Source organism: Novosphingobium ginsenosidimutans (genome assembly GCF_007954425.1).
In the GTDB taxonomy this organism is placed as follows: domain Bacteria; phylum Pseudomonadota; class Alphaproteobacteria; order Sphingomonadales; family Sphingomonadaceae; genus Novosphingobium; species Novosphingobium ginsenosidimutans.
In genome coordinates, this window is sequence record NZ_CP042345.1 from 160,320 (window position 1) to 180,805 (window position 20,486).

General features: G+C 64.3%; 20 protein-coding genes and 1 other RNA gene. 17 read left to right on the top strand and 4 right to left on the bottom strand.

The window, feature by feature from the left end; genetic code table 11:
- Positions 1-68 precede the first annotated feature (68 nt).
- Genes FRF71_RS00755 through rsmA form a run of 3 tightly spaced genes read left to right on the top strand, consistent with a single transcriptional unit; the run spans position 69 to position 3,244 of the window.
- On the top strand, positions 69-1,415 hold the full coding sequence (locus FRF71_RS00755; protein ID WP_420359388.1) for a peptidylprolyl isomerase: 1,347 nt from the start codon (positions 69-71) through the stop codon (positions 1,413-1,415).
- Positions 1,416-1,422: 7 nt separating this feature from the next.
- The gene (gene pdxA / locus FRF71_RS00760) at positions 1,423-2,436 is read left to right on the top strand and encodes a 4-hydroxythreonine-4-phosphate dehydrogenase PdxA (RefSeq protein ID WP_147088754.1); all 1,014 of its coding nucleotides are present in this window, start codon (positions 1,423-1,425) and stop codon (positions 2,434-2,436) included.
- The gene (rsmA, locus tag FRF71_RS00765; protein WP_147088755.1) at positions 2,429-3,244 is read left to right on the top strand and encodes a 16S rRNA (adenine(1518)-N(6)/adenine(1519)-N(6))-dimethyltransferase RsmA; all 816 of its coding nucleotides are present in this window, start codon (positions 2,429-2,431) and stop codon (positions 3,242-3,244) included. The genes pdxA and rsmA overlap by 8 nt, the downstream gene beginning before the upstream one ends.
- Positions 3,245-3,398: 154 nt before the next feature.
- On the opposite strand, the gene FRF71_RS00770 is transcribed toward rsmA, so the two are convergent.
- Positions 3,399-5,456, bottom strand: a complete 2,058-nt coding sequence (locus tag FRF71_RS00770) for a malate synthase G (protein ID WP_147088756.1) — start codon at positions 5,454-5,456, stop codon at positions 3,399-3,401.
- Positions 5,457-5,716: 260 nt separating this feature from the next.
- Here FRF71_RS00770 and FRF71_RS00775 point away from each other — a divergent pair, with 260 nt between their 5' ends.
- The 4 genes from FRF71_RS00775 (at position 5,717) to FRF71_RS00790 (ending at position 9,560) form a co-directional block, all read left to right on the top strand.
- Positions 5,717-6,928, top strand: a complete 1,212-nt coding sequence (locus tag FRF71_RS00775) for a hydrolase (protein WP_147088757.1) — start codon at positions 5,717-5,719, stop codon at positions 6,926-6,928.
- A complete protein-coding gene (locus FRF71_RS00780) occupies positions 6,925-7,956 on the top strand; it encodes an arginine N-succinyltransferase (RefSeq protein WP_147088758.1) in 1,032 nt (343 codons plus the stop codon). Before FRF71_RS00775 ends, FRF71_RS00780 begins: the two co-directional genes overlap by 4 nt.
- A 3-nt stretch (positions 7,957-7,959) precedes the next feature.
- Positions 7,960-9,210 (top strand): N-succinylarginine dihydrolase, encoded by a 1,251-nt coding sequence (locus tag FRF71_RS00785; RefSeq protein WP_147088759.1) that lies wholly within the window; start codon positions 7,960-7,962, stop codon positions 9,208-9,210.
- 107 nt (positions 9,211-9,317) lie between these two features.
- Positions 9,318-9,560 carry a hypothetical protein gene (locus tag FRF71_RS00790; protein WP_147088760.1) on the top strand — a complete coding sequence of 81 codons (243 nt, stop codon included), beginning with the start codon at positions 9,318-9,320 and terminating at the stop codon, positions 9,558-9,560.
- Between the two features lie 84 nt (positions 9,561-9,644).
- Here the strand turns inward: FRF71_RS00790 and ssrA are convergent.
- Positions 9,645-9,993: a transfer-messenger RNA gene (ssrA, locus tag FRF71_RS00795) on the bottom strand.
- Positions 9,994-10,036: 43 nt separating this feature from the next.
- Complete coding sequence (gene mscL, locus FRF71_RS00800) at positions 10,037-10,444, bottom strand: large conductance mechanosensitive channel protein MscL (protein WP_147088761.1); 408 nt, start codon at positions 10,442-10,444, stop codon at positions 10,037-10,039.
- Positions 10,445-10,622: 178 nt separating this feature from the next.
- On the opposite strand from mscL, the gene FRF71_RS00805 reads away from it, so the two are divergent.
- From FRF71_RS00805 to FRF71_RS00840, 8 genes are all read left to right on the top strand, one after another.
- Positions 10,623-11,303: a LemA family protein gene (locus tag FRF71_RS00805; RefSeq protein WP_147088762.1), complete on the top strand. Its 681-nt coding sequence runs from the start codon at positions 10,623-10,625 to the stop codon at positions 11,301-11,303.
- 23 nt (positions 11,304-11,326) lie between these two features.
- A complete protein-coding gene (locus FRF71_RS00810; protein ID WP_147088763.1) occupies positions 11,327-12,166 on the top strand; it encodes a TPM domain-containing protein in 840 nt (279 codons plus the stop codon).
- A 3-nt stretch (positions 12,167-12,169) separates the two neighbouring features.
- Positions 12,170-12,853, top strand: a complete 684-nt coding sequence (locus FRF71_RS00815) for a TPM domain-containing protein (RefSeq protein WP_147088764.1) — start codon at positions 12,170-12,172, stop codon at positions 12,851-12,853.
- Positions 12,850-13,383 carry an NUDIX hydrolase gene (locus tag FRF71_RS00820; protein WP_147088765.1) on the top strand — a complete coding sequence of 178 codons (534 nt, stop codon included), beginning with the start codon at positions 12,850-12,852 and terminating at the stop codon, positions 13,381-13,383. Before FRF71_RS00815 ends, FRF71_RS00820 begins: the two co-directional genes overlap by 4 nt.
- A gap of 31 nt (positions 13,384-13,414) precedes the next feature.
- Positions 13,415-14,197, top strand: a complete 783-nt coding sequence (locus FRF71_RS00825; protein WP_147088766.1) for an SDR family oxidoreductase — start codon at positions 13,415-13,417, stop codon at positions 14,195-14,197.
- 10 nt (positions 14,198-14,207) lie between these two features.
- A complete protein-coding gene (locus tag FRF71_RS00830) occupies positions 14,208-15,257 on the top strand; it encodes a LacI family DNA-binding transcriptional regulator (RefSeq protein WP_192900021.1) in 1,050 nt (349 codons plus the stop codon).
- A 13-nt stretch (positions 15,258-15,270) separates the two neighbouring features.
- Positions 15,271-16,632 (top strand): FAD-dependent oxidoreductase, encoded by a 1,362-nt coding sequence (locus tag FRF71_RS00835; protein WP_147088767.1) that lies wholly within the window; start codon positions 15,271-15,273, stop codon positions 16,630-16,632.
- Positions 16,633-16,737: 105 nt separating this feature from the next.
- Positions 16,738-17,220 (top strand): M48 family metalloprotease, encoded by a 483-nt coding sequence (locus FRF71_RS00840; protein ID WP_147088768.1) that lies wholly within the window; start codon positions 16,738-16,740, stop codon positions 17,218-17,220.
- A gap of 157 nt (positions 17,221-17,377) precedes the next feature.
- Here FRF71_RS00840 and FRF71_RS00845 read toward each other — a convergent pair whose 3' ends face one another.
- On the bottom strand, positions 17,378-17,905 hold the full coding sequence (locus FRF71_RS00845; RefSeq protein WP_147088769.1) for a hypothetical protein: 528 nt from the start codon (positions 17,903-17,905) through the stop codon (positions 17,378-17,380).
- A gap of 678 nt (positions 17,906-18,583) precedes the next feature.
- On the opposite strand from FRF71_RS00845, the gene FRF71_RS00850 reads away from it, so the two are divergent.
- Together FRF71_RS00850 and FRF71_RS00855 are read left to right on the top strand one after the other, a co-directional pair.
- Complete coding sequence (locus tag FRF71_RS00850; protein WP_147088770.1) at positions 18,584-19,963, top strand: AAA family ATPase; 1,380 nt, start codon at positions 18,584-18,586, stop codon at positions 19,961-19,963.
- On the top strand, positions 19,960-20,448 hold the full coding sequence (locus FRF71_RS00855; RefSeq protein WP_147088771.1) for a hypothetical protein: 489 nt from the start codon (positions 19,960-19,962) through the stop codon (positions 20,446-20,448). Before FRF71_RS00850 ends, FRF71_RS00855 begins: the two co-directional genes overlap by 4 nt.
- Positions 20,449-20,486 lie beyond the last annotated feature (38 nt).

Here is a 20,486-nt window from a genome sequence, read left to right on the forward strand (position 1 = left end):
GGAGTCAATGGCTCTGGCAAGTCCGGCCGGAAATCCTGTTCCGCGCCGCTTTGGGGATTGAACTGACGGTGACTCCTATTTCCATTTCGCGCCGCCCGCTCCGCTATACGCTGGCCATTGCCGCGCTGGTGCTGGCCGGGGGCGCTGTGGCGCAGAATGCCCCCACCACAGGCGGCGGCTTTTCCCTGCCCGAGAACCCGAACTTCTTCGTCAAGAACGATCCGAACTACCGCAAGGCAACGGTGGTGGTGAACGGTGAGATCATCACCGGCACCGATATCGATCAGCGCGTCGCGCTGCTGGTTGCTGCCAGCGGCGGCAAGATCGATGATGAGGAACTTAAGCGGCTCAAGCTGCAGGTGCTGCGCAACCTGATGGATGAAACGCTCCAGATCCAGGAAGCAGCCGCCCAGAAGATCGAGGTCGAACCCGAAGAGATTGAGCAGACCTACACCCGGATCGCCGGCCAGAACTTTGGCCAGGATCCGAAGGCCATGGAAGCCTACCTTACCAAAATCGGCTCGTCGCCCGCCTCGCTCAAGCGCCAGATCCGTGGCGAGCTTTCGTGGCAGCGGCTGCTGCGCCGCAACGTCCAGCCCTTCGTTAACGTGTCCGATGATGAAGTGCGCGAAGTGCTGAAGCGGATGCAGGATTCCAAGGGCACCGAAGAATACCGCGTTGGCGAAATCTTCCTCTCCGCCACGGCCGAAAATCGCGAAGCCGTGCTGGCCAACGCGACCCGCATCGTCGAACAGCTCCGCCAGGGCGGCAGCTTTGTCGGCTATGCCCGCCAGTTCTCCGAAGCCTCGACCGCCTCGGTCGGAGGTGACCTCGGCTGGGTCCGCCTGGGCCAATTGCCGGCTGAACTCGGCACCGCGCTGCAAAGCCTGCAGACCGGCCAGCTGGCCGGCCCGATCGAGATTCGCGGCGGTTTTTCGATCGTTGCGCTGATTGACAAGCGCCAGGTCCTGACCGCCGATCCGCGCGACGCAGTGCTCAGCCTCAAGCAGCTTTCGATCAGCTTCCCGCCCGGCACGACCGAGGCCCAGGCTACGGCCAAGGCCCGCGCTTTCGCTGATGCGGTCCGCGCCGCGCGCGGTTGCGGCACGGTAGATGCGATTGCCCAGCAGCAGGGCGCCGAAGTGGTTACCAATGACCAGATCAAGGCGCGTGACCTGCCCGGGCCGCTGCAAAATCTGGTCCTGGGCATGACGCTGGGCGAAGTGACCCCGCCCTTCGGTTCGATCCAGGATGGCGTGCGTGTGCTGATGCTATGCGGCCGCGACGATCCCAAGGACGCAACCGCACCGAATTTTGAGCAGATCCAGGGCCAGATCGAAGACGAGCGCGTCAACAAGCGGGCCCAGGCCTATCTGCGCGACCTGCGGCGCGACGCCGTGATCGACTACGACTGATCGCGAAGTGAGCGAGGGGGCACTCGTCGTATCGCTGGGCGATCCGGCGGGTGTCGGACCCGAACTGATTGCGGCTGCCTGGGCCGCGCGCGAGGCCGCAATGCTGCCGCCATTCGTCGTGGCTGGCGGGGCCGAGGTCCTGGCCGCAGCCGCCCAATCGCGCGGCCTGTCGGTGCCGATCCGCGAGGTGTTCCATCCGGCCGAGGCGCTGGAGTGCTTTGAGTTTGTCCTGCCTGCGTTGGCCGGTGCCGATGGCGACTATACGCCGGGGGCGCCCAGCCGCGCCGGGGCGGAACTCGCCCTCGCCTCGCTTACCGAAGCGACCGAGCTGACCCGCAATGGCGATTGCTGGGGACTGGTCACCGCGCCAATCGCCAAGTCGCTACTGGCCGAAGTTGGGTTCGCCCATCCCGGCCAGACCGAATTTGTCGCCGCGGCCTGCGGCATTGCGGCCGAAGACGCCGTGATGATGCTGGCCGGGCCGACGCTGCGGACCGTGCCGCTGACGGTCCACGTCGCGCTCGCCGCTGTTCCAGGACTGGTCACGACCGACCTGATTGTCCGCAAGGGCCGGATCGTGGCACAAGCCCTGGCACGAGACTTCGGCATCGAACGCCCGCGCCTCGCCATTGCCGCGCTCAATCCGCATGCCGGGGAAGACGGCCGGATGGGGCATGAGGACGCCGCCGTGGTTGCCCCAGCGATTGCCGCGCTCCAGGCAGAAGGCATCAATGCGACCGGCCCGCACCCCGCCGACGCCCTCTTCACACCCCGCGCCCGGGCGACCTACGATGCGGCGCTGTGCATGTACCATGACCAGGCGCTGGTCCCGCTGAAAGCGCTGGACTTTGACGAAGGCGTCAACGTCACGCTGGGCCTGCCAATCGTCCGCACCAGCCCCGACCACGGCACCGCCTTCGGCATCGCCGGCCAGAACGTTGCCGATCCCGGCGCAACCATCGCCGCGATCCGCATGGCCGGTGAGATTGCCGCCCGCCGCGCCGGAGTGGATCTTGGCTGACCTGCCGCCGCTACGCGATGTCATCAACCGCCACGGCCTGTTCGCCTCCAAGGCGCTCGGCCAGAACTTCCTGTTCGATGAGCAATTGCTTGACCGGATCGCCGCGATCCCGGGCAAGCTCAAGGGCGAGCAGGTCCTCGAAGTTGGCCCTGGCCCCGGCGGCTTGACGCGTGCGCTTTTGCGGGCCGGAGCGCAGGTCACTGCAATCGAGATGGACCGGCGCTGCCTGCCCGCACTGGCCGAACTGGCCGAGGCTTTTCCCGGCCAGCTCCGGGTAATCGAGGGCGATGCGACCAAGGTCGATCACGGCCTTGAAGGCCCGTACCACGTTGTCGCCAACCTGCCCTACAATGTCGGCACAGCGCTGTTCGTTGGCTGGCTCAGCGGCGAAGGCTGGCCGCCGCAATGGGCTTCGCTGACGCTGATGTTCCAGCTTGAAGTTGCGCAGCGGATTATCGCCGAGGCGGGCAGCGATGCCTATGGCCGCCTGGCCGTGCTGGCCCAATGGCGCTCCAACGCGAAGATCGCGATGAAGGTCCACCGCAGCGCCTTCACGCCGCCGCCCAAGGTCATGAGCGCCGTGGTCCACGTCACCCCGGCCGCAATGCCGGACGGCGTTTCCGCCCGAATGCTCGAGCGCGTTACCGAAGCCGCCTTCGGCCAGCGCCGCAAGATGCTGCGCCAGAGCCTGAAGGGCCTGCCTGGTGCGCTGGAAGCGCTGGAGAGCCTCGGCATTGACCCCGCCCGCCGCGCCGAGACGCTAAGCGTGGCGGAGTTCGTCAGCCTCGCCCGGGCGCTCACTGCCTAATCCTCCCCGTTTGCACGCAGTGCAAATGGGGAGGTGGATCGCCGCAGGCGAGACGGAGGGGTAATGACGCAGCGTCCATCACCCCTCCGTCATTTGCTTCGCAAATGCCACCTCCCCATTTGAGGCTACGCCAAAAACAGGGAGGATTTTCAGGTTAGCCCTTCTTCACGCGCCGCCACTGATGCAGCAGCGGCTCGGTGTAACCGCTGGGCTGTTCCACGCCCTTGAACACCAGGTCCAGCGCCGCGCGGAAGGCCGGGGCCTCCTCATTGCCGACCAGCGGTTCGTAGAGCGGATCGCCGGCGTTCTGGGCGTCGACCTTGGCGGCCATGCGGCGCAGGCTGTCCATAACCTGCTCCTTCGTGCAAACGCCGTGGAGCAGCCAGTTGGCCATGTGCTGCGAAGAAATGCGCAGCGTCGCGCGGTCTTCCATCAGGCCGATGTCATTGATGTCTGGCACCTTGGAGCAGCCGACACCCTGGTCGATCCAGCGTACGACATAGCCGAGCAACCCTTGGGCGTTGTTGTCGAGTTCGGCCCGTACTTCCTCGTCCGACCAATTGGTGCCTTGCGCCAGCGGCACGGTCAGCAGCGGGTCGAGGCCCGGGGTGGGCTTGCCAGCCAATTCCTGCTGCACCGCGAAAACATCGACCGCGTGGTAATGCATCGCGTGGAGCGTCGCGGCAGTGGGTGACGGCACCCAGGCGGTATTGGCGCCAGACTTCGGATGGCCGATCTTCTGGACCATCATTTCGCCCATCAGGTCAGGCGCAGCCCACATGCCCTTGCCGATCTGCGCCTTGCCCGAGAGACCGCAGGACAGGCCGATCTGGACATTGCGCGCCTCGTAAGCCGCGATCCAAGAAGAGGCCTTCATGTCAGCCTTGCGGATCATCGCGCCGGCCTTCATCGAGGTGTGGATCTCATCCCCGGTCCGGTCGAGGAAGCCGGTGTTGATGAACACGATCCGGTCTTTCACCGCATGGATGCAGGCGGCAAGGTTGGCCGAGGTGCGGCGTTCCTCATCCATCACGCCCACCTTCACGGTGTGGCGCGGCAGGCCGAGCAGGTCTTCGACCGCATCGAACAGGTCGTTGGTAAAGGCGCACTCTTCCGGCCCGTGCTGCTTGGGCTTGACGATGTAGATGCTGCCGTGGCGGCCGTTGCCGTACTTGCACAGCCCGGCCCGGTCATGCGCGCCGATCGCGCTGGTTACGACGGCGTCCATGATCCCTTCCGGAATCTCGCTGCCATCGGCCAGCAGGATTGCCGGGTTGGTCATCAGGTGGCCGACATTGCGGACAAACAGCAAGCTGCGGCCCGAAAGAGTCAGATCGCCCCAGGTGCGGTCACCATTGAGCGTGCGGGTCATCTGCCGCCCACCCTTGTCGAAGGTTTCGGCAAGGTCACCGCGGATCACGCCCAGCCAATTGCGATAGGCATTGAGCTTATCCTCGGCATCGACGGCCGCGATCGAATCCTCAAGGTCGCAGATCGTGGTGAGCGCCGATTCGAGCAGGACATCCGCAATGCCGAGCGGATCGGTCTTGCCGACCGGGTGCGCCGGATCGACCACCACTTCGATGTGCAGCCCATTGTGGCGGAACAGGTAACCGCCAGGCTTGGCCGCGACCAAGTATTCGCAGGCGCCGCCGCTCAGCGCTGCTTCCCAGCCGGGGATCGCGCTGTTCAGGAACTTGCGAACTGCCGCGATCACTGCGGCGCCGCGCACTTCGTCATAGCCACCCGGACGGGCCGGCGCAGCGTCGAGTGCGTCGGTGCCATAATAGGCATCATAAAGGCTGCCCCAACGGGCATTGGCTGCGTTCAGCAGGAAGCGGGCGTTGAGGACCGGCACGACCAGCTGCGGCCCGGCCATGGTCGCAATTTCGGGATCGACGTTCTGCGTACCGACCTGAAACGGTGCCGGTTCCGGGACCAGGTAGCCAATCTCGCGCAGGAAAGCCTGGTATTCACCGCCGTCGATCGGTTGTCCGGCGCGGGCCACATGCCAGGCATCGATCTGCGCCTGCAGGTCCTCACGCTTGGCAAGGAGTGCACGGTTCACGGGAACGAAGCGCTCCACTAGGACGGCGAAACCGGCCCAGAACTTGTTCAACTCCTGGCCCAGCGGGCTGACAACCTCATTTTCGATAAAGGCGGCGAGCGCCGCATCGACTTGCAGGCCCGACTTCTCAACCCGATCGCTCATTGTACCTCGCACGCATGGAATCGCGCAGCACGATGACGTGCTGCCGACTGGTTCATCAACGATCCCGGGGAGGAAGTCACGCGCCTATGCCGCAGTTGCGAAGGGATGGCAACTGTCTCCCCTCCCGCTTGCGGGAGGGGTTGGGGGTGGGGCCCGCATCTCACTTTAACCTGCCCCCCCTAATCCCTCCCGCAAGCGGGAGGGGGACTTTTGTGCCGGGGGTTGGAACCCCCTTCCGCCTCGGCTAGAGGTGGTAACACATGCAACAACTTACGCCCACTGAAGCCGCGCTGATCGCCAGCGTCGATGCAGCGCCGATGCTGGATCAGGTCCTGGCCTGGAGTGCGGTCAACACCGGCACGGGCAACCTGACCGGACTGGCGAACTATGTCGCCCTGTTGGCGGGCGAGTTTGCTGCGCTTCCCGGGGAGATTGCGCTGGTCGATCCGGCCAGGGTCGGCGTGGTCGCCGCCGACGGGCGAGAAGTCGAGGCGGCTTACGGCAAGCATCTGGTGCTGCGGGTCCGGCCCGGTGCCAACCGCCGTTTCCTGCTGACCGGGCACATGGATACGGTCTTCCCCGCCGACCATGCGTTCCAGACGACCCGGTGGCTTGACGACGAGACGCTCAATGGCCCCGGCGTGGCGGACATGAAGGGCGGCATCGCGGTAATCCTTGCCGCGCTCAAGGCTTTCGAGGCGAGCGCTGCGGCCTCGGGCGTGGGCTATGACGTGCTGCTGAATTCGGACGAGGAAACCGGCAGCTTGTCTTCCGCCCCGCTGATTGCCCAACTGGCAGCGGGCAAGGTTGCGGCGCTGACCTATGAACCTTCTGCCCTGCCCGATGGCACCCTGGCCGGGGCCCGCGGCGGCAGCGGGAACTACAGCCTGATCATCACCGGCAGGTCGGCCCATGCGGGCCGCAATCCACAGGATGGTCGCAACGCTATCGTCGCCGCCGCCGCGCTGGCCTTGGGCCTCAAGGCACTCGAGCGGCCGGGCCTGAGCATCAATCCAGCCAGAATCGATGGCGGCAGCGCCAACAATGTCGTGCCTGATCACGCCGTGCTGCGCTTCAATATCCGCCCCATGGAAACCGGGCTTGCAGATTGGTTCGAGCTGCAGATCAAGGAATTGATCACCACAGTTTCCGCCGAGCATGATGTATCAATCCATCGCCACGGCGGGATTAGCCGTCCTCCCAAGCCGCTCGACCCGCCGGCCGAACGGCTGTTCGAGCTGGTGCGAGATTGCGGTGCGGCGCTGGGCCAAGCGATCCGTTGGCAGAGCTCGGGCGGGGTCTGCGATGGCAACAATATTGCCGCTTGCGGGGTGCCCGTGGTTGATACCATGGGCGTTCGCGGCGGTTCGATCCACTCACCCGACGAATTCCTGATCGTCCCCAGCCTGGCCGAGCGCGCGCAATTGTCCGCCCTCGTCCTGCACCGTCTTGCTACCGGAGTAACCTTGTGACCTTCGTGATCCGCTCGGCCAATGCCGACGACCTTCAGCACCTTTACGAGATGGCCAAGCGGACCGGCGGCGGCTTCACCAATCTGCCGCCCGATCGCAAGGCGCTGATCGCCAAGCTGGAGCGCGGGGCTGCTGCCTTTGCCCGGACCGACGACGAGTTGGGCGACGACCTGTTTGTCTTTGTGCTGGAGAACACCGCTACCGGCGAAGTGCGCGGCACCTGCCAGATCTTCTCGGCGGTCGGGCTTAAGTGGCCGTTCTATTCCTACCGGATCGGTGCACTGACCCAGCACAGCGAAGAGCTGGGTCGCACTTTTCGAGCCGATATCCTAAACTTGTCGACTGATCTTGAAGGCGCGAGTGAGGTAGGCGGCTTGTTCCTGCACCCGGGTGAGCGCGCCGGGGGCCTGGGCATGCTGATCGCCCGCAGCCGCTATCTGTTCATCCGCAACCACCGCGCCCGCTTTGCTGACCGCTGCATTGCCGAACTGCGCGGGGTCATCGACGAGGCCGGCGGTTCGCCATTCTGGGACGGGGTCGCGGGGCGGTTCTTCGGAATGAATTTCCAGGACGCGGATGAGTTCAATGCCAAGTTCGGCAATCAGTTCATTGCCGATCTGATGCCCAAGCACCCCGTCTACATCGCCATGTTGTCCGAAGCGGCGAAGGCTGTGATCGGCGTGCCCCACCCATCGGGCCGGGCTGCCATGCGGATGCTGGAAGAAGAAGGCTTTGCCTGGGAAAACTACATCGATATCTTCGATGGCGGCCCAACGATGACGGTGCGAACCGACCAGATCCGCTCGATCCGCGAGGCGCAGGACGATCAGGTGGTAGCGATCGATCCCGCCCTTGGCGATCACAAGCGGGGCGATAAGCGTCTGCTTGCAACCGGCAAGCTGGCTGGCTTCCGAACTACCTATGGCTGGGTCGAACAACGGGAAGGTGGCATCGCGCTCGATCCGGGCGGGGCCGCGGTGCTCGGGATCGAACCCGGCATGTCCGTCACCCATGTTGCACGGGGTTGAGCCATGAGCCTGACTGAAATCAACTTCGACGGGATCGTTGGCCCCAGCCATAACTACGCCGGGCTCAGCCTGGGCAATATCGCCTCGGCCAGCAATGCCGGGGACACTTCCTATCCGCGCGCCGCAGCGCTGCAGGGGCTGGGCAAGATGCGCCACAACCTGGCGCTGGGCCTGGTGCAGGGCTTTCTGCTGCCTTTGCCCCGGCCCAACGCGCCCTTTCTGTCCGCCATCGGGGCCGACGGCAGCGAGGATCGCCGGCTACTGGCCGCCGCCTGGTCGGCCAGTTCGATGTGGACGGCCAACGCCGCGACTGTTTCGCCCGGCCCAGACACGGCGGACGGGCGCTGCCACCTGACCGCCGCAAACCTGGTCACTATGCCGCACCGTAGCCAGGAATGGCCCGATACGGTGAAGCAGTTGCGCGTCGCCTTTGCCGATCCGGCGCACTTCGCCGTGCACGACGCCGTTCCTGCCTGCTTCGGGGACGAAGGCGCGGCCAACCATATGCGGATGGGGACGGATCACGGCGCGCCGGGAATCGAGATCTTCGTTTATGGCAAGAGCGGCGGCCCCTTCCCCGCGCGCCAGCACGAACAGGCGAGCCGCGCCGTTGCGCGGCTCCACGGCCTCGATCCGGCGCGAACCCTGTTCGTTGAGCAGAACCCCGAGGCGATTGCCGCTGGAGCCTTCCACAACGACGTGGTGGCCGTGGCCAATGAGCGTGTGCTGTTCACCCATGAATTGGCCTTTGCAGACCCCGCAGGCACCTATGCCGCGATCCGCGCGGCACTGCCCGAGGCGGAGATCGTGATTGTCCCGGCCAACGCCGTGAGCCTGGCCGATGCCATCAAGAGTTACCTATTCAACGCACAGCTGCTCACGCTGCCGTCAGGGGAGATGGGCCTGGTCATCCCGCTTGAAGCGTGGGAGCATCCCCGCGTGCGATCCTGGCTCGATGGCATGCTGGCCAGCAATGGACCGATCCGCCGGGTTCTGCCGGTCGATGTCCGCCAGTCGATGGCCAATGGTGGAGGGCCGGCCTGCCTGCGGCTGCGGGTGGTTGCAGACCCGGCTACCGTCGATCCGCGCTTCCTGCTCGACGAAGCAAAGATCGCGCTGATCGAGACTGTGGTTGCCAAGCACTGGCCCGAAGCGATCCGCCCGGACGAGCTTGGCGATCCCATCCTGGCCGCAAAGATTGTCGCCGCGCGGCATGCCTTGCTTGCGGCTCTCGACTTGACCGAGCTCGCTTAACGTCGATGTGCCTTACAATGGGACAGGCTGTTAACCAGTGGCTTGCGCGGATGTCCTGATTTGGCATGATGGTTGCTCCAATCCTAATTAAGGATATGCGAGGGATCATGCTCAACAAGATCAGGCGCCTGTTTATGATCAAGACCCCGCTTGAGGCCTATCTGATCATCTATGCCCTGGCGCTTGGCGCGGTTGAGCGTGGCTCGGTCTATTTGACGAAGTTTCCGGGATTTGGCGGCAAGCTGCTGTTCCTTGCCTGCACCGGTGCGGTCTTCATGGCCGGCGCCAAGATCCTCGATTGCCTGAAGCACGAAAAGCGTCTGGCCGAAGAATCCAGCAAGGCCGCCTGAACCCGATCGTTTTCAGATTGGCTCAAGACGGTTTGCTTGTCTGGCGCGCTGTCGACGGATGGCCTGTCCGCACTGTAATGAGGAAGTGGGGCGTTTCTGTTGCAAGGTACGCCCCGGACCCCGTTCTTGGTAGTGTAACTTCAGGCCGCTAGGCCCTAGAATTACGCAGCAAGAGCAAGTGCTTCGTTATCGTTGGCACTTGTGAGTTTTGAGCCTTGAACGGGTTACTCAGCCCGGGCAAAAACAGCGCTTTTCAACACACGTCGATCCTAGTTCGGCCCCGTCATTGTCCCTGCCGGGGCAGGGAAAGTGGTGGAGCCGCCGGGTACCGCCCCCGGGTCCGCTGCGCCTATTGCACGCCGCAGTTTATCGCCATAGCCGGGCGAACCCGGCGAAGACCTATATAGGGAAGTCCGGCCCAAATGAAAAGGGCGGGAGCCTGGCCCCCGCCCCATTCAGCTGCGAACCACCGCAATTCAGCCCTTCTTCAGCGCATCCCTGATCTCGGTCAGCAGGTCCACTTCGCTGGGCCCGGCGGCAGCAGGCGGCGGCGGCATCAGCTTGTTGGCCTGGCGCACAATCAGGAAGATCACGAATGCCAGAATCAGGAAGTTGATGATTGCCGTTACAAAGCTGCCCCAGGCGATCACGGTGGCACCAGCGGCCTTGGCGGCCGCCAGCGTTGCCCCGGCCGGTGCTTCACCTGCCAGAACGGTGTACTTGTTCGAGAAATCGATCCCGCCGGTCATGAAGCCGATTACCGGCATGATCACATCGTCGGTCAGCGACGAAACGATCTTGCCGAATGCGGCACCAATGATCACCCCGACCGCCAGATCCAGCACATTTCCGCGCGCGATAAAGGCCTTGAATTCGCTAAGCATTTTGCGTCCCCTCCACTCATTCCATGGGCCCATGTCGCCTGCTAGGATAGCCTGGTGGCGGCAACAATCAATTGCACTGCAACGATTTTTGCGTCGACCGCTTGAACCGGCCAATGCGCACGCTACATCCCTGCACAGTCGCGGCCGGGTGGGCCGCCTTGGAATAGGGATGCCTTGCATGACCGCTGCCATTGTCCGTCGTTTCGGCCGCCTTGCCCTCGTTGCCGCCGCTGCTGCCACGCTGGCCGGCTGCGGGATCAATTCGGTGCCGACCGCTGAGGAAAACGCCAAAGCCAAGTGGGCCGATGTCGAAAGCGCCTATCAGCGCCGCGCCGACCTTATCCCGGCTCTGGTCGAAACCACGAAGGGTGCTGCCGCTTCGGAAACCCAGATTCTGACCAACGTCACCAATGCGCGCGCGGCTGCGACCTCGATCAACGTGCGGACCGAAGACCTTTCGGACCCCGCGACGTTCGAAAAGTTCCAGAACGCGCAGAATCAGCTGACCCAGGCGCTGGGCCAGCTGCGCACCGTGGTCGAAAACTATCCCCAGCTGCAGAGCCAGGCGCGCTTTGCCGATCTGATGGTCCAGCTGGAAGGGACGGAGAACCGGATCAACGTGGCCCGCACTCGCTATAACGAAGCGGTGCAGGAATATAACACCACGATCCGCACCTTCCCTGACGCGATCGGCGCCAAGTTGATCCACGGCGCAAAGCCGATGGTCGCCTTCAAGGCCGATCCTGGCGCTTCGGTCGCGCCGAAGGTCGATTTCGGCACCACGGGGGCTCCGGCTGCCGCTGCTCCGGCCAACGATAACGCGGCGGCTACGGCCTCGCCCGCTGCGGCCGCGCAGTAATCCCAGAGCCGGAGCGCGGCGCCATGCGCCAGATCGCCCTGTGGCTTTGCGCCGTGCTGGCATCGCTGACCCTGGCGATTTCCGGCACGGGCGCACTGGCCGAACTGCCGCCACGCCCTGACGGACCGGTGCTCGATGCCGCCGGGATCATTCCGGATGGCGACGAGGCTGCGCTCGATGCCAAGCTGCGCGCCTACAACAAGGATACGGGCAGAGCGATCATCGTCGCCACTGTCCCCTCGCTCAATGACCAGCCGGTTGAAGACTATGCGCAGCAGCTGGCCGAGAAATGGGACATCGGCGGGGCAGAAAGCGAGCAGGGCGTGCTGTTCCTGGTCGCTCCGACCGAGCGCAAGATCCGCATCCATACTGCCCGCGGCGTACAGGAGCGATTGCCCGACGTGCTGGCGGGCCGGATTATCCGCGACACGGTAACGCCGCTGTTCAAAGCCAGGAACATGGGCGGTGGGATCAATGCCGGGGTCGATGCGATCATCGCCCAGCTCAACCGCGATCCGGCTGACGCGAAGGCAGTTGCCGAGGCAGCCGCCGCTGCAGCCAAGCAGCGGCGGGGCGGGAGCGAGGATGCCAGCATCGGTGCGGTGATCTTCTGGATCGTGCTGATCCTGTTCCTCATCATGCTGTTCGGCCGAGGCCGACGCAGGCATGGGCTGCGGCGCCATTCCGATGCCGGGATCGTCATGTGGGAGGCCGGCAACCTTGCCGCGAACATCGCCGCTAACATTGCGATCAATGCGGCTCTGGGCGGACGCGGCGGTGACAGCGGCGGCTTTGGCGGGTTCGGCGGTTTTGGTGGTGGCGGTGGCGGCTTTGATGGCGGCGGCGCCTCGGGGGATTGGTAAGCCATGTCCAAGCCCGTTCACCTGTCTGTTGCCGAACACGAGCGCGTTTCCGCAGCCGTTGCCCAGGCCGAGAGCCACAGCGCGGGCGAAATCGTCACGATCGTCACCGAACGTTCAGACGGCTATGCTGACATCGCCCTCGCCTGGGCCGGCTTCGTCGCACTCACGGCGTTGACTGTTTTCTCGGTCTTCACCGACTTCTATCTCGACCTTTACGACCTGGTTCTGGGCGACTGGGGCCGCGAATGGACGCACCAGGGGATCGCCACCCTGGCCGCAACCATCGCGATTCTGAAGTTCATCGCCATGGTGCTGCTGCAGTTCTGGGCGCCACTGAAGTGGTTCCTGGTGCCGCGCTTCATCAAGGCCGGCCGGGCCCGCGCCCGCGCGATCACTTGTTTCAAGGTCGGCGCGGAACGCCGCACCCATGGCCGCACCGGCATCCTGATCTATGTCAGTCTGCGCGAGCAGCATGCCGAGATCCTCGCCGACGCGGCCATCGCCAGCAAGGTTAGCCCCGAGGTTTGGGGTGAGGCTATGGCGGCACTCCTTTCCGGAATCCGCGCTGGCGATCTGGCCAGCGGGCTGGTCGGCGCGGTCGAAAAGGTCGGCGCAGTACTGGCCCAGCACTTTCCCCGCGCCGCCGATGACCAGAACGAGTTGCCCGACCGGGTCATCGAAGTATGAGCCAAGACGATCGCGATCTGCCCGAACAGGTCCACTGGGAAGGCAAGTACATCGTCGCCAAGACCCGCGGACGGTGGGAGTACGTCAGCCGGGCGCGCGGCATCCGGGCTGCCGTGATCATCGCGATCGACCCGGAGGACCACGTCATCCTGGTCGAGCAGTACCGCGTACCCCTGGGCCGCGCCTGCATAGAACTGCCCGCCGGCCTGATCGGCGACGAGACCGAGGGCGAAGACCCGACCGAGGCCGCCGCCCGCGAGCTTGAGGAAGAGACCGGCTTCCGCGCCGGGCGGATCGAGGTGCTGGGTGAGTTTCATTCTTCTCCCGGCATGGTCAGCGAGAGCTTCACCCTGCTGCGCGCGCATGACCTCACCAAGATCGGTCCCGGCGGCGGGACCGAGAGCGAGCAGATCACGGTCCACCGCGTCCCCCGCGCCGGCCTCCCCGCCTTTATCGCCGATCGCCGCGCCAGGGGCGATGCCATGGATGTAAAGCTGCTGCTCTTGCTTGGCCCGGAGTTGCTGGGCTAGAGCCTCCCGATAACAGGAGAGGACAAGGCAAATGGCAGGACGGGTTGCAGGCAAGAAGGCGCTAATCACCGGCGCAGCACAGGGCTTGGGCGCGGCCCAGGCGATGATGCTGGCGCGCGAAGGTGCCACGGTTCTCCTCGCCGATATCAATGCCACAGGCGCCGCCGAACAAGCCGCCAAAATCAACGCCGAGCTCGGTGCTGGCACCGCGCATTCCGTGGCGCTCGATGTAACCAGCGAGGACCAGTGGGTAGCCGCTGTCGACTACGCGGCCGACAAGCTCGGCGGCCTCTCGGTCCTGGTCAACAACGCTGGGATCGGGGTGCGCGGCAACATCGAAACCTGCACGCTGGCCGATTGGCACAAGGGCTTTGCCGTCAACGTCGATTCGGTCTTCCTCGGTTGCCAGAAGGCCATGCCCTTGCTCAAGGACAACCAGCCCGGCTCGATCATCAACATCTCCTCGATCGCCGGTCTGATCGCCAGCGACACCATGCCTGGCTACAACGCCAGCAAGGCGGCGGTCTGGATGCTGTCCAAGTCGGTCGCGCTCTACTGCGCCAAGATGGGTTGGGACATCCGCTGCAACTCAGTCCACCCGACCTTTATCGACACCCCGATCCTTGACGGCATGGTCACCTCCTCAGGCAAGCCCAAGGACGTGATCATGGACAAGCTGGCCCGCCAGATCCCGCTCAAGCGCGTCGGCCACCCGGACGACATCGCCAACGGCGTGCTCTACCTCGCCAGTGACGAGAGCCGCTTCATGACCGGCGCCGAGCTCAAGCTCGACGGCGGCATCTCGGCGATGTAACCCACGGGTCATGGGGGACACCACCACCACCAAGCCCCGCGCCTTCCGCGTCACCTCATTCGACGTGGCGGCCGAGGCCGGCGTCAGCCAGTCCACGGTCAGCCGCGCGCTGGCGGGCGACCCGGTGGTCAGCGAAGCGACCCGCGCCCGCGTGTTCGAGGCTGCCCGCCGCCTCAACTACGCAGTCGACGAGAACGCCGCCCGGCTCCGCTCCGGCCGCACCGCCACCCTGGCCGTGGTGGTGATCTGCCGCCCGGATGAGGACCGCAAGGACCTCAACCCCTTCACCTACTCGCTGCTCGGCACGGTCTGCGCCGCCGCCTCGGCCCGCGGGTACGAGACGCTGGTCAGTTTCCAGGACGGGCCGGAGAACCTCTCGGGCCGCTATGAGGACCGCCGCCGCGCCGATGGCCTGATCGTGATCGGCACGACCCAGAACCTGCCGGCCTGGACCTATTACCGCGACCTGGGCCTGGGCGGCACGCGGATGGTTTGCTGGGGCAGCCCGTTTGACGAGCTTGACTGGATCCGCAGCGACAACAACGCCGGTGCCCGCCTTGCCACCCGCCACCTGATCGAGGCCGGCTACACCGCCCCCGCCTGCATCGGCTCCGAAGCCTCGCTCCAGCGCCAGTTCAAAGAGCGCTACGACGGCTATGTCGAGGCCATGCGCGAAGCCGGGCTGACCCCGCGCCTGGTCGAGATCGAGGAGGGCATCTCGCGCGAGGAGCAAGGCCGCCGCGCCGCCCGCCAGCTCATCGACCAGGGCCTCCCCTGCGATTCGATCTTCGCCGTCTGCGACGAGATCGCGCTGGGCACCCTGCGCGAACTGTCCGAAGCCGGCGTGGCCGTCCCGGGCCGGCTTGGCCTGATCGGCTTCGACGGGATCCGCGCCAGCGCCAACGCCATGCCGCCGCTGTCGAGCATCCAGCCAGACTTCGCCGCCGCCGGAGCCATGCTGGTCGACAAGCTGCTGGCGACCATCGCGGGTGAGCCCAACACCGATCGCCGCGTGCCGGTCACCCTGCTCGCCCGTGAGAGCACGCGCCGCCCGGCGTGATAGCGCGGGCGCCATGACCCACTACGACACCACGATCCCCGTCCTCATCGCCGGCGGCGGGGCCTGCGGCGCGATCGCCGCGCTGGCCGCCCACGCCGCCGGGGCCGAGGTGGCCCTGCTTGAGGCCGAGGCCCGGCCGATGGGCTCCTCCGGCATGTCGCAGGGCCTGATCGCCGCCGCCGGGACCCGCGCCCAGGCCGAGGCCGGGATCGAGGACAGCCCGCAGCGCTTCCTGGCCGACATCATGGCCAAGACCAAGGGCCTGGCCGACCCGGTGATCGCCCATACCCTGGCCCACCAGTCCGGCCCGACGCTTGACTGGATGGTTGAGGCCCTCGACCTCCCCTGGACGCTCGACCGCACCTTCCGCCCGTCCTACGGCAACTCGACCTGGCGCATCCACGGCTGGGCCGGACACGGCGGGCAGGACATGGTTGACCTGCTCCACGTCCGCCTGGCCGAGGCCGGCATCCCGGTGCTGACCGAGGCCCGCCTGACCGCGGTCGACGCCGACGCCGCGGGCCGCATCCACGGTGTAACCATCGCGCGGCCCGGCGGCGCGAGCGAGCACATCGGCTGCGGCGCGCTGGTCCTGGCCTGCGGGGGCTTTGCCGCCAACCCCGCAATGATCGCCGCCCACATCCCCGAGATGGCAGCAGCGCGCAATCACGGGCACGAGGGCAGCCAGGGCACCGCCCTATCCATCGGCGCGGCCCTGGGCGCGGCCAGCGGCGATCTGGGCGCTTTTCAGGGCTATCCCATGCTGGCCGAGCCGCACGGGGTGACCGTCCCCCCGCCGCTGCTGGTCGAGGGCGGCGTGCTGGTCAACACGGCCGGCCAGCGCTTTGCCGACGAGACCCATGACATCGCCGGGATGGTCCACGCCGTGCTGGCCCAGCCCGATGGGCATGTCTGGGCGCTGCACGATGCCCGCATTGCCGAGCGGCTGATGCCGATCCCGGAGTACGCCCAGCTTGCCAGGCTGGGTGCCGTCCGCCCCGCGGCCAGCACGCCGCTGCCCCCGGCCGCCCTGGCCGCGACCCTGGCCGAAGCGCGCGCCGCCCTGGCCAGCGGCCAGCCCGATGCCTTCGGCCGCCGCTGGACCAGCCCGCCCCCGGCCGGGGACCTGCTGGCGATCAAGGTGGTCGGCGCGATCTATCACACCCAGGGCGGCCTGCAGATCGACGCCCGGGCCCGCGTCGTCCGCCCAGACGGTACGCCGCTGCCCAACCTCCTCGCCGGCGGCGGCGCGGCGCGCTCGGTCTCGGGCCCATCCTCATGGGGCTACCTTCCCGCCATGGGCCTCTGCACCGCCGTCACACTCGGGCGGCTGGCGGGAGAGAGCGCGGCAAACCCGCAGAATCCGGCCCGCTAACCACGTTTCTACGGGATTCCCCGAACCACCCCGCACACGCCGCGCTGAGCAGTCTGGCGGCATCGTCCTTGCCATCCGGCAATCTGGGCGAGCGGCACGATGGTATTGTCCCTTATCGCAGCGATCCTGGGGGCAAGCATGCTGCCGCCCGATCACCTTGCCATCGCGACCCGCGTTGCCGGCGCGGGGCTGCCGCAGTGCCGGATGTACCGCGCCGACGGCAGCGAAGGGCCCTGCCTGCCCAGCTTTGCCCTGACCGCCAGCGGCAGCATCAACGGCCACAGCCGCGCTGGCCACATCACCTTCACCCGCGGCGCGACCACCCGGCTGACTGCGGACGAGTTCGCCCTGCTGGCCGGGCACGAGATCGCCCACTGGTACCTGGGCCACGGCGAGAGCAGCCGCGAAGCCGAACTCGCCGCCGACCGGCTGGGCGCGCAGCTGGCCTGCCAGGCCGGCTATGACGTGACCAAGGGCGCGGCCGTGTTCCGGTTTGTCGGCAAGAGCCGGATCTATCCGGAACGGGCCGAGCGGGTGCGGACCGTGCTGGCGGTCGGCTGCGGCCAGGCGGCCGCGCCCGCCGCCTGACCCCCCGGCCGCGCGCCACGGCGGCAGCGTTACGTTGGACTTGACACAGTTGACACTGCGTCCGCTTCTTCCAACAGGCTGTTTCCCGCAGAGTTCCGCCACTTTCGGCCTGTTTCACGGCCTGTGACCGCCCGGCGCGAAAAAAAACTCCGCGCGACTAGCGCCCGGGCCGGCCGCGCCGCTGCGCCGGCGGGGCCGCATTGGCGGCGTACCAGCTTGCACCCAGGAAGTGCGCCTCGCCGCGCTGGGCGTCCTCTTCGTCCGCGAACGGCCAGCCCGGCCCCGGCACCGCCTCACCCTCTTCCCAGCCGAGCGAGGCCGCCTCGATCCGTTCGAGCAAGGCATCGAAATCGCCCCCGGCATATTCGCGCGCCACCTGGTGGCGGCCGACGCGCCACGGGTTCTCCAGCACCCATTGCGCCAGCCGGTTATCATGGCGGCGCGTCGTGCCGACCAGCTCACCGTGGTAGAAGTGCTGGATCTCCTCGCCATTGAGCGCGCGGTCCATCACCGCCTGGGCCAGCGCGTGCATCCCGCATTCCAGCGCGACTTCCCAGCCCAGCGCAAAGGGCTGCCCCTGCAGCCGATTGCGCAGGTTATAGGCCGCGGTCCGGCTCATCCCCACGGCCTTGGCCGCCGCCGCCACCGATTGCGTCGCCGCCAGCTCGCGCAGGAAAGCCACCATCTTGGCGCGGGTCCACTGGTTGTGGGGGGTGATGGATTGGGGCCCCGGCTCCCCCTCTCCTTCAGGGGCAGGGGCTAACGGCACTGCCGCGCCGTCACTCTCCCCTCCCGCTTGCGGCAGGGGCGCGAGACTTGAGCCGCCACCGGCGGCGCTAGTCGCAGCGGGGTGGGCAGCGGGCAGATCGGAAAGGGGCTGGTTGTCAGACATGGTTCACCTCGCAGTTGGCGTGAAAGGGAACCGGTTCAGTTATAGGATTTTTGGGGTGTAGGAAAATGATCGCTTGCCCACTGGTGCCTGGGCCACACGGGCGAAGGCGACGCCGCCACCCGCCGCGAGGCCGAACGCGCCACCGACCGCCTCGGCGCCCGGCTCGCCTGCCAGGCCGGCTATGACGTAGCCAAGGGCGCGGTGGTGTTCCGGTTTGTGGGCAAGAGCCGGGTCCATCCGGAGCGGGCGGTGCGGTTGAAGGCGGTGTTGGCGGTGGGGTGTGAGGATTAGGGGAGTTGGCGCATTCTCGCGGCCCGACCCCTAACACGACATACCCACAACATACACACCGCGATATCTCGATCCAAGTTTAAGGCTTGGCAATATCTCCCTTTTGAGCATAGCTATATCATTGACGCCGCGAGTGCCAACTAGGGACTGGACGATAATTCGCGATCGGGAATCCAACTAATGCTGAAGAAACTTACGTTACGAAATTTCCGCGCGTTCCGGAATCAGACTTTTCATTTTGGAAAGTTTAATGTCTTCGTCGGTCCAAATAATTCCGGAAAATCAAGCGCCCTGAGCGCTTTAAACATGATCGCCCAAACAGTCCTAAATAACGATGTAAGTCAGAGTCCATTAATTCTAAATGGACCCTTTGATAGTCTTGGCACATACCTAGATTTAGTACATGGTGGTCGGTCTAACACGCCGATGGGATTCGATCTTAGCTTTTTTGAATTCGAGATTCGCATTGAGTTCAAGTACAGAAGCCAGCGCCGTGAGATAGAAATAGTTAGATACGAACTTTATGAGAACGAAAGACAAGTTTTATTTTACTCATCTCGAAAAGACTCATTCGACTTCAGGCTTTTCGGCAAAGATGTTGATCGTCTGATCCAAGGAACGAGAAAAGTAAGACCAGCGTTTCGCAATCTTGCGCCCATCAATAGCTCTTACTCACTGCAGATGATGAGACGCTTTCGTGAGGAAGATGTACCAGAGAGTGTCCTCGGACTCTTGCGGCGCGCAGATCGCGCGATCACGCAAGCCCGAATAAGGTTGCGCCGATCTTTTAGTAGCTTCGATTCGCTTAGTCCGATCCGGGAAAAGCCTGAACGAACATATCTCTATTCAGGCGAACGAGCAGAACGCATAGGCACTACTGGCGCAAATACCGCCCTCCTTTTAGCCAACGACACCTCAAAGCGAGGTGGCGAAAGCAAAGGGATTGAGGAGTACATCTCAAAATGGTTTCAATTGACTGGAATTGCCAACGGTATCCGAATTGACAGTATTAGCCCAAGGCATTTTGAACTTGTTCTCGTTGATTTTGACAATACCAAACACAATTTATCAGATGTTGGATTCGGTTGCAGCCAAGTTTTACCGGTCCTTGCCAGCGCACTCAACATATATTCGATTCAGGTAGCTCCAGATAGGGGAAACCCAATATTACTAGTGCAAGAACCGGAAATCCATCTGCACCCCAACGCGCAAGCTTCACTAGGCAGTTTTTTTGCTGGCGTTGTGCCGGACCAAGGACAGTTATTTATCGAAACGCATAGTGATAATCTAATACTAAGATTAGCACGCCACGTTGCCGATGGAACAATTGATGAAAACGAAATGCGAATATTTTATGTTCATCGTCAGAATTCGGAATCATTAGTGCACGATATCGAGATCCAGGAAGATGGAACTTTCAGTCAAGAATGGCCAGGCGGTTTCTTCCCGCAACGTCAATCAGAAAGTCTGGCGCTCGCCCAACAGAGTTCACGGGCCAAGGATAACTCGCGACGCGAAATTCAGCTGATCTTTGAATATGCCGAAAGGGCGCGGCGATGACCCCACATGCTGTGGATGCGAATGCTATTCACCAATTTCAAGAAGAGCGGGTAAATGGGTCACCCGGTATCGGCCACACATGCATAGAAGCGATCTTGTCTAACGCCTGCATCGCTTTAGACGAAGAAGGACATTGCCTTCAAGAGTGGCTACAGTGTGCGGGTGGAAAATTTCCGTTCGCATTAGGCGATTGGGTTGCAGATCAGGCGGTTCATGGAAAGATTAAATACTACGAGCTTTCTTCGAACTCCATTCGCAAACACCTTAACAGTCTTGGCATTCCTACGAGTGATCATAAATGGATTAGGCTCGCAATTGGATCAAAGGGATTTGTAATTGTGACGAATGACATTGATTTTTTTGATCCATCTAAGAAGAATGCAACAGCAAAAGTGAAAGACAAGATAAAGGCGAGTGGCGGGCCATGTAGCAAGATGCTTTCAAAATGTTACGGGATAACAGTGCGTTGGACGGCCAGTTTCTAGTGTCCTCCTCGGCAAAAGGATCAAATCCCGCCCTGTAA

What these genes read in the sequence shown, in the direction of transcription:
- FRF71_RS00770 (WP_147088756.1), bottom strand. Translation starts at nt 5,456, where the DNA reads ATGAGCGATCGGGTTGAGAAGTCGGGCCTGCAAGTCGATGCGGCGCTC.
- FRF71_RS00775 (WP_147088757.1), top strand. Translation starts at nt 5,717, where the DNA reads ATGCAACAACTTACGCCCACTGAAGCCGCGCTGATCGCCAGCGTCGAT.
- FRF71_RS00785 (WP_147088759.1), top strand. Translation starts at nt 7,960, where the DNA reads ATGAGCCTGACTGAAATCAACTTCGACGGGATCGTTGGCCCCAGCCAT.
- FRF71_RS00790 (WP_147088760.1), top strand. Translation starts at nt 9,318, where the DNA reads ATGCTCAACAAGATCAGGCGCCTGTTTATGATCAAGACCCCGCTTGAG.
- mscL (WP_147088761.1), bottom strand. Translation starts at nt 10,444, where the DNA reads ATGCTTAGCGAATTCAAGGCCTTTATCGCGCGCGGAAATGTGCTGGAT.
- FRF71_RS00805 (WP_147088762.1), top strand. Translation starts at nt 10,623, where the DNA reads ATGACCGCTGCCATTGTCCGTCGTTTCGGCCGCCTTGCCCTCGTTGCC.
- FRF71_RS00810 (WP_147088763.1), top strand. Translation starts at nt 11,327, where the DNA reads ATGCGCCAGATCGCCCTGTGGCTTTGCGCCGTGCTGGCATCGCTGACC.
- FRF71_RS00815 (WP_147088764.1), top strand. Translation starts at nt 12,170, where the DNA reads ATGTCCAAGCCCGTTCACCTGTCTGTTGCCGAACACGAGCGCGTTTCC.
- FRF71_RS00820 (WP_147088765.1), top strand. Translation starts at nt 12,850, where the DNA reads ATGAGCCAAGACGATCGCGATCTGCCCGAACAGGTCCACTGGGAAGGC.
- FRF71_RS00825 (WP_147088766.1), top strand. Translation starts at nt 13,415, where the DNA reads ATGGCAGGACGGGTTGCAGGCAAGAAGGCGCTAATCACCGGCGCAGCA.
- FRF71_RS00830 (WP_192900021.1), top strand. Translation starts at nt 14,208, where the DNA reads ATGGGGGACACCACCACCACCAAGCCCCGCGCCTTCCGCGTCACCTCA.
- FRF71_RS00835 (WP_147088767.1), top strand. Translation starts at nt 15,271, where the DNA reads ATGACCCACTACGACACCACGATCCCCGTCCTCATCGCCGGCGGCGGG.
- FRF71_RS00845 (WP_147088769.1), bottom strand. Translation starts at nt 17,905, where the DNA reads ATGGTGGCTTTCCTGCGCGAGCTGGCGGCGACGCAATCGGTGGCGGCG.
- FRF71_RS00850 (WP_147088770.1), top strand. Translation starts at nt 18,584, where the DNA reads ATGCTGAAGAAACTTACGTTACGAAATTTCCGCGCGTTCCGGAATCAG.
- FRF71_RS00855 (WP_147088771.1), top strand. Translation starts at nt 19,960, where the DNA reads ATGACCCCACATGCTGTGGATGCGAATGCTATTCACCAATTTCAAGAA.